A 6340-nucleotide genomic window follows, 5' to 3' on the forward strand; every position below is an offset into this window, starting at 1 on the left:
AGGGGGAGCAGCGGCTCCCTCACACTGTTCTCTTCATCTCGGAGGCCACAGCATGTCGTTTGAGGAACTCATCGAACTCACCAACAAGTACGTCTGGTCCTCGGCCCTGGTGTACCTGTGTCTGGCCGCAGGCGTCTACTTCTCCCTGCGCACCGTCTTCCTGCAGGTGCGCTGCATCCCGGACATGCTCACTCAGCTGAAGGCCGGCGAGAAGTCCGCGGACGGCACGTCTTCCATGCAGTCGCTGATGATGTCCCTGGCCGGCCGCGTGGGCATGGGAAACATCGGCGGTGTGGCCACCGCGATCGCCTTCGGTGGCCCCGGTGCCGTGTTCTGGATGTGGACCGTGGCCTTCCTGGGGGCGGCGACCTCCTTCATCGAGTGCACCCTCGGCCAGATCTTCAAGGAGAAGGACCTGGACACCGGTGAGTATCGTGGCGGCCCGGCCTACTACCTCTCCAAGGCGTACCAGCACACCTCCTTCGGCGGCGCCCTCAAGGTCTACGCCGTGGTCTTCGCGATCGTGACCGTGTTCGCCACCTCGTACTTCCTGCCGGGCGTCCAGGCCAACGGCATGGCCGCCGCCATGGGCGAGGCGTGGGGCGTGGCGCACTGGGCCGTGGCCCTCGGCGCCGTGATCCTGCTGGCCTTCATCGTCATCGGCGGTGTGAAGCGCATCGCCACCTTCGCCGTCTACGTGGTGCCTGTGATGGCGGTGCTGTACATCGTCCTGGCGCTGATCGTGTTCTTCGTGAACTTCGACCAGATCCCGCACGTCTTCTCCCTCATCTTCTCCTCGGCCTTCGGCTCCCACGCCGTGTTCGGCGCGATCCTCGGCATGGCCGTCCAGTGGGGCGTCCAGCGCGGCATCTACTCGAACGAGGCCGGCCAGGGCACCGGCCCGCACGCCGCGTCCGCCGCCGAGGTGTCCCACCCGGCCAAGCAGGGCTTCGCCCAGTCCTTCGCCGTGTACATCGACACCCTGTTCGTCTGCACCGCCACCGCGTTCATCATCATCTCGACGAACATGTACAACGTGTTCTCCGAGGGCAAGGAGGACTCCGCGAAGCTGTTCACCGGCAGTGTGGCGGACTCCGTGAAGGTCGGGCCCGGCTACGTGCAGAACGGCTTCGACACCGTGTTCGGCGGCTGGGGCCCGTCCTTCGTGGCGATCGCCCTCGCGTTCTTCGCCTTCACCACGATCGTGGCCTACTACTACATGGCCGAGGTCAACACCTCGTTCCTGGTCCGCAACCTGAAGAACCCGATCCTGCGGCGCGGGGCCATCCGCGCCGTCCAGGGCCTGATCCTGATCTCCGTCGCCTATGGCGCCGTCACCACCACCGGTGCCGCATGGGGCCTCGGTGACATCGGCGTGGGCTCCATGGCCTGGCTGAACATCGTGGGCATCCTCCTGCTCCAGGGGCCGGCGTTGAAGGCGCTGAAGGACTACCAGCAGCAGAAGAACGCCGGGCTGGACCCGCAGTTCGACCCGCGCAAGGTCGGCATCCGGAACGCGGAGTTCTGGGAGCTGCGCGCCGACGGGCTGGTGAAGCAGGGCATGACCGGCGAGGAGCTTGCGGCCACGGCTGACACCGCGGACGCCCCGCGCCGCGACGGAGGTGCTCATACCAACTGAGCACCCGCTGACCGTCAGGGACGACGGCGGCCACGCACCTTTCACAGGTGCGTGGCCGCCGTCGTGTGTGCGGGGCCGTCCGGCCCCGCGGGTGGTCAGCCCAACAGGTGCGGGTGGAACTTCTCCGTCACCTTCGGGTGCGCCCGGGCGAAGCCCTTGAGCATGTTGGCCCCGAAGGAGGAGAGCATCGGGTTGTCCGGGTCGTCCGAGGCGCCACGGGCCTCGGCGGCCAGCTCGGCGGGCAGCTCCACCTGGTCCACCACGGCGTCCAGGCGCGGGGAGTAGAAGAACGGCACAGAGTAGCGGTCCACGCCCTCCGGAGGGGACTGGACCCGGTGGATGGTGGCCATGAGGTACCCGTCTGTGGCCACCTCGAGCATCTCGCCGAGGTTCACCACCAGGGCTCCCGGGATCGGCTCCACCGGCAGCCATGCGTCCTGGCCGTAGGGGCGCACTTCGAGGCCGCCGACCTCGTCCTGCAGCAGCAGGGTGATGAACCCGTAGTCCGCGTGCAGGCCCACGCCCTGGGAGCCGGCCTCGGTCACGCCGCCCACGTAGTGGGCGAGCTTCGCCATCCAGGCGCGGTCGCCGGAGAAGGCGTCGGCGAAGTGGTCCTCGTCCAGGCCGATGGCCACGCACAGCGCGCCGAGCAGCTCCTCGCCCACGTGGTCCATCAGCGTGGCCCAGGCCATGGCCTGCCGCTCCAGCTCCGGCATCTGCTCCGGCCACTGGTTGCGGCCCTGCAGATGCCAGTACTGGTCGTCCGGGCCGATCCGCTCGGCCGGCACCGGCTCGCGGTCCGGGGAGAAGTCCAGCTGCTCGCGGGAGTCTGGCCGCCCCTGGGTGCGCTCGGCGGCGATCGCCGAGTAGCCGCGCCAGTGCGGCGAGTTCTGGTTGTGCAGCGCCATCTTCTCCGCCTCCGGGCGGGCGAAGAACTCGGCGGTCACGCGGAACAGGTCGTCCACCTGGCCGGGCTGCGCTCCGTAGCCGACGATCTGGAAGAACCCGACTGTGTGCGCCGCATGCCGCAGCTGCTCCAGGAACTCGGGGTTCCGGGAGCCGTCCGGCAGGCGCAGCGTGGACATGTCCAGCACGGGGACCTCAGTGGGGGCCGGCTCCGTGCGCTGGTCCTGTGTGGTGAAGGTGGTCATGCCCACCATGAGACGCCCGGGACGGTCTCCGGCGCACATCGCGTTGCGCCGCATGTCCTGCGGTGACTCCGTGTGTCCGCCGGTGACCCCGCGTGACGGGTTCGGAGCCCGCGCCCAGGTCAGTGCCCCCGCAGCTCCTGCTCCACCCACTCCAGCAGGGATGCCCCGACGGCTTCGTGCACGTCCTCGGCGTCGCCGAAGCCCCGTTCCGCCAGGTCGGCCGCCGTCCGCACCGGGTAGGGCGTGTCCGGGACGCCGTCCGCCGGGCGCACGTCCACATGGTCCACGCGGGCGCCGCGGCCGTGCAGCCAGTCCGCCATCGTGTAGTCGGAGCGCGAGTCGCCGGCGGTGAGCCAGCGTGCCGGCAGCTGCACGCGCGCCTCGGCCATCATCTCCAGGGTGTGGGAGGCGCCGAGCGCCTTCCCGGAGTCTGCGTGCTGTACATCCACCGAGATGACGGTCGCCTCGACCTCGTAGTCCTCGGCCAGGCCCTCGGCCGCCAGGAACTCCTCGATGCGCCGGGCCACTGCGTCCCGGGCGGGTTCGTAGCGGCCTGTGTCCGCGTCGACCTCCTTCTCCAGGGAGATCATCGCCAGCTTCGTGTGGTCCTCGAACTGCAGCCCGTCCGCCAGCTCGGCGTTCACCTTCCCGACGACGGTCCGGAGCCTCTGAGGGACCGCCATCGGCGGCGACGTGCGCACCCAGGCCGGCAGGCCGTCGTCGTGGGTCACCCGCGGCAGGTCCCCGGAGGGGACCTCGGAGAAGGGGAACCACACGGCGCCCTTCTCGCAGACTGCGAAGGCCGGGGCATCCGCGGCGATGCCGGCGTCCCTGAGCGGGGAGAGGACGCGGCGCAGGAGGAAGTCGGCCGAGCGGCCCGTGTTGAAGCAGACCGGCACCCCGGAGGCGAGGAGGCGGGCCAGGGAGCCCACGATCGGCTCGGGCACGGTGCGGGTCTCGGTGGAGGCCACGGGGCCGTCCACGTCCAGCAGGAGTCCGACGGGGGAGATGTCGCGCATGTACCCACACTAGGTGTTGTGGGTCATGAGGTTCTTGACATGGGTGCCGGGCTGAGATGAGACGAGTGGGCCTCTCCCGCAGGATGGAAGTTCCTACACCACCGACCTGCTCGAAAAGACCCACTCATGACTCACGCTAACGCACCCCTGACCCCCCTGGCCGTCTCAGGATGGTCCACCGCCACCTGAACGACCGGATCCCGCAGGCACACGTGGCCGCTTAAGTTCCGGGTCTCACGGCCCACGGTGGCCACCTGGGTGGCCCGCTACAGGGCTCAGGGCGAGGCAGGACTTCAGGACCTGCCCAGCCGGCCGCACCGTTCACCTGCCCAGCTCGATCCGGTCCTGGTCGCCCAGATCCACGCCTTGAGAAGGCAGAAGAAGTGGTCGGCATCACCGGATCCGTCCGTGTCAGGGCCGTCGTCGTGCGCGACAGGTCAGAACAGCTGGCGCAGGTTCGCCTTCGCGAGGTCGAGCAGCTTGGTGCCCTTGCCGTCGAGGACGGTGCGCATGGCGTAGAGCGCGAAGCCCTTGGCCTGCTCGAGCTCGATGCTCGGCGGGATCGTCAGCTCCTGACGCTCGGTCTTGACCACCAGCAGGGCAGGCCCGTCGTGGGCCAGGAAATCGCCCATCACCGCGGGCAGGTCCGTCGTGTGGTCCGCGCGGAAGCCCTTGATGCCGACTGCCTCCGCGATCGCTGCGAAGTCCGGGTTCTCCAGGCCCGTCCCATAGGGGACGAACCCGGCGGCCATCATCTCGAGCTCCACGAAGTTCAGCGAGTCGTTGTCGAACACGAGCGTCTTCACGGGCAGGTCGTTCTGCACGAACGACAGCAGCTCGCCGAGCATCATGGCCAGCCCGCCGTCGCCGGCCATCGCCACCACCTGGCGCGTGGGCTCGACCGCCTGGGCGCCGACCGCCTGGGTGACCGCGTTGGCCATGGAGCCGTGGGACATCGAGCCGATGATCCGGCGGCGCCCGTTCATCGTCAGGTACCGGGAGGCCCAGATCACCGGGGAGCCGACGTCGGGCAGGAACACCGCGTCATCGTCGGCCATCTCGTCGAGGAGGCGGGCCACGTACTGCGGGTGCACGCGTCCGCGTCCCGGGCTGGCCAGCTGGTCGAGGTCCTTGCGGGTCTTGGTGTAGTGCTTGAGCGCCTTGTTCAGGAACGCCGACGACGAGTTCCCGCGCAGCAGCGGCAGCAGGGCCTGGGCCGTCTCCTTCACCCCGCCCACGAGCGGCACGTCCACGGCCACCCGCCGGCCGATCTGCTCGCCGCGCACGTCCACCTGGATGACCGTGGCGTCCTCGGGGTAGAACTGCCGGTACGGCAGGGAGGAGCCGAGGATCAGCAGCGTCTCGGCCTCCTTGAGCGCGTGGTAGCCGGAGGCGAAGCCGAGCAGGCCGGTCAAGCCGACGTCATACGGGTTGTCGTACTCGATCCTGTCCTTGCCGCGCAGCGCGTGGACGATCGGGGCCTGCAGACGCTCCGCCAGGGCCACGACCTCGTCGTGGGCGCCGGCCGCACCCGCGCCGGCCAGGATGGTGATCCGCTTGGACGAGTCCAGGGCCTCGGCGGCCTCGCGCAGCACGGAGTCCGCCGGCATGACGCGGGACGGGGTGTGACGGATCACCTCGGGCTTCGCGGAGAGCTCGGTGAGGGCCACGTCGCCCGGGATCACGAGCACGGCCACGCCCCGCTGCTCGACGGCGGCCCGCATCGCGGTGCGCAGCATGCGGGGCATCTGGTCCGCCGAGGAGACGTGCTCCACGTAGACGGAGCACTCGCGGAACAGGTCCTGCGGGTGGGTCTCCTGGAAGTAGCCCGAGCCGATCTCCTCCGACGGGATGTGCGCGGCGATCGCGAGCACCGGGGTGCGGGAGCGCTGGGCGTCGAACAGGCCGTTGATCAGGTGGAGGTTGCCCGGACCGCACGAGCCCACGCAGACTGCGAGCTCGTCCGTGAGCTGGGACTCGGCGGAGGCTGCGAAGGCCGCGGTCTCCTCGTGCCGGGTGTGCACCCACTGGATGCCGCCGTGGGAGCGCAGGGCCTCGGTCAGCCCGTTGAGGGAGTCCCCGGGCACGCCGTACATGCGGCGCACGCCCGAGGCGTGGAGGGTCTCGACGATGTTCTGGGCGACAGTGGCCACGGTGGAACCTCTCTTTGGTCGGGAGGCGCCCGGGCCGGTTTCGGCAGGGGCGCGGCATTCCCTTCCACGCTAGGGGTCGAGGTCCAGGCCCGGCGAGGGGCGGCCGCCCGCAGGGGGCGTCCGATCCGGTCAGCGCAGCAGGTCGCGCTCCACCCAGCGCAGCAGGGACTCGCCCGCGGCGACGTCGGGCAGGTCCCCGGAGGGCACGGGGCCGTCCACGTCCAGCAGGAGTCCGACGGGGGAGATGTCGCGCATGTACTTTCACTAGGGGGCGGTGAATCCACAGTCCCCGCATGGACTTCTCGTCGGTGTGGATGCCTAGGTGTACCCGGCCATCACGTTGATGACACTCGTTGAGCGGGAGTCTTGCCCCCAAGC

General features: G+C 69.7%; 5 protein-coding genes and 1 pseudogene. 2 read left to right on the top strand and 4 right to left on the bottom strand.

Annotated elements, in window-relative coordinates:
* Positions 1 to 52 precede the first annotated feature (52 nt).
* Positions 53 to 1639: an alanine/glycine:cation symporter family protein gene (locus FM125_RS01350; RefSeq protein WP_087133403.1), complete on the top strand. Its 1587-nt coding sequence runs from the start codon at positions 53 to 55 to the stop codon at positions 1637 to 1639.
* Between the two features lie 95 nt (positions 1640 to 1734).
* Here the strand turns inward: FM125_RS01350 and FM125_RS01355 are convergent, their stop codons facing one another.
* Together FM125_RS01355 and FM125_RS01360 are read right to left on the bottom strand one after the other, a co-directional pair.
* Complete coding sequence (locus FM125_RS01355) at positions 1735 to 2790, bottom strand: isopenicillin N synthase family dioxygenase (protein ID WP_067189293.1); 1056 nt, start codon at positions 2788 to 2790, stop codon at positions 1735 to 1737.
* 119 nt (positions 2791 to 2909) lie between these two features.
* The gene (locus tag FM125_RS01360) at positions 2910 to 3809 is read right to left on the bottom strand and encodes a haloacid dehalogenase (RefSeq protein ID WP_087133404.1); all 900 of its coding nucleotides are present in this window, start codon (positions 3807 to 3809) and stop codon (positions 2910 to 2912) included.
* Between the two features lie 126 nt (positions 3810 to 3935).
* Between FM125_RS01360 and FM125_RS01365 the strand changes: the two are divergent.
* A pseudogene (locus FM125_RS01365) lies at positions 3936 to 4202 on the top strand (helix-turn-helix domain-containing protein); the annotation flags it as partial.
* 44 nt (positions 4203 to 4246) lie between these two features.
* Here FM125_RS01365 and poxB read toward each other — a convergent pair.
* Positions 4247 to 5962, bottom strand: coding sequence for a ubiquinone-dependent pyruvate dehydrogenase (gene poxB / locus FM125_RS01370; RefSeq protein ID WP_087133405.1), 1716 nt, complete (start codon positions 5960 to 5962; stop codon positions 4247 to 4249).
* Positions 5963 to 6091: 129 nt separating this feature from the next.
* Entirely contained in the window at positions 6092 to 6217 is a 126-nt protein-coding gene (locus FM125_RS12370; protein ID WP_281251956.1) for a hypothetical protein, read from the bottom strand.
* Positions 6218 to 6340: the final 123 nt, after the last annotated feature.

The sequence above is a fragment of the Micrococcus lylae genome (assembly GCF_900163825.1).
GTDB lineage: Bacteria > Actinomycetota > Actinomycetes > Actinomycetales > Micrococcaceae > Micrococcus > Micrococcus lylae.

Bases quoted from the DNA above. Each gene is read 5' to 3' on its own strand.
- FM125_RS01355 (WP_067189293.1), bottom strand. From the start codon at position 2,790: ATGACCACCTTCACCACACAGGACCAGCGCACGGAGCCGGCCCCCACT.
- FM125_RS12370 (WP_281251956.1), bottom strand. From the start codon at position 6,217: ATGCGCGACATCTCCCCCGTCGGACTCCTGCTGGACGTGGACGGCCCC.
- FM125_RS01350 (WP_087133403.1), top strand. From the start codon at position 53: ATGTCGTTTGAGGAACTCATCGAACTCACCAACAAGTACGTCTGGTCC.
- FM125_RS01360 (WP_087133404.1), bottom strand. From the start codon at position 3,809: ATGCGCGACATCTCCCCCGTCGGACTCCTGCTGGACGTGGACGGCCCC.